The sequence below is a fragment of the Nocardioides sp. Root122 genome (genome assembly GCF_001425025.1).
Taxonomy (GTDB): domain Bacteria; phylum Actinomycetota; class Actinomycetes; order Propionibacteriales; family Nocardioidaceae; genus Nocardioides.
Genome location: NZ_LMDE01000008.1, coordinates 394 through 1,353, shown reverse-complemented (window position 1 = coordinate 1,353; position 960 = coordinate 394).

Here is a 960-nt window from a genome sequence, read left to right as displayed (position 1 = left end):
CCTCGCAAGCGCCACGGCTTTCGCACCCCTGCCGAGATGCTCGAGAAGATACTGACCAAGACCGCTGACAACCACGGTGTTGCGTGACTACCTAGATTCCGCCTGCCGTCGCGCAGGGCGACCTGCTCGCGCAGCCATGTCGGGATCTCATAACCGGGTGCAGTCAGCTCGGTGTTGAGGTCGATGACGGGCTTGATGGTCACTTTGGTGTGGCTGTCGGTGCACCAGCCCTGGACCTGCTCGAGCAGGACGAGCCTCTGCCCTTCCTCCATCCGACCGGTCGGCCCGAACACCGTGGTCTCACCATCGGTGGTGGCGTCGAAGTGGGTGTGGACGACGACCTCCCGAGCGGGCGGCAGCTTGGTCGGGTCGGCGCCGGCGCCGGCCAGGTCGAGGGCCGTCTGGGCGCGGGCGAGGTTGCCGAGCGCCTTGGACCGGCGCACGTCGAGGGACTCGGCGGAGCCGAGGGCCTTCTGCGCCGCGGCGTCCTGGGCGACGGCGTGGTTGAAGTCCAGTGCGTCGGCGATGCCGAGCACGGCGTCGAAGTGCATCGTGCCGCCGAAGTCGACGTCCTCGTCGTNTTCTGCGCCGCGGCGTCCTGGGCGACGGCGTGGTTGAAGTCCAGTGCGTCGGCGATGCCGAGCACGGCGTCGAAGTGCATCGTGCCGCCGAAGTCGACGTCCTCGTCGTTCAACGTGGCGTGGCGGGGGTCGACGTGCAGGTGCCCGTCCTCCGGGTCCTGGGTCGGGTCGGGTGCCGCGAGGTCGAACCGTTTGATCGTCTGCGCGACCAGCCGGTCCAGCTGTGCGGGGCCGATCCGCCCGGCGACCGCAGCGACCTGCGCATCCACGTGCGCGGCCGCCTCGACCGTCAACGTGGGGACGGCGTGGATCGTGACCTCCGCCACGGACCGGGCCTTCCACGCCGGCACCGCACCCGACTGGACCTGCGCCCACAAGC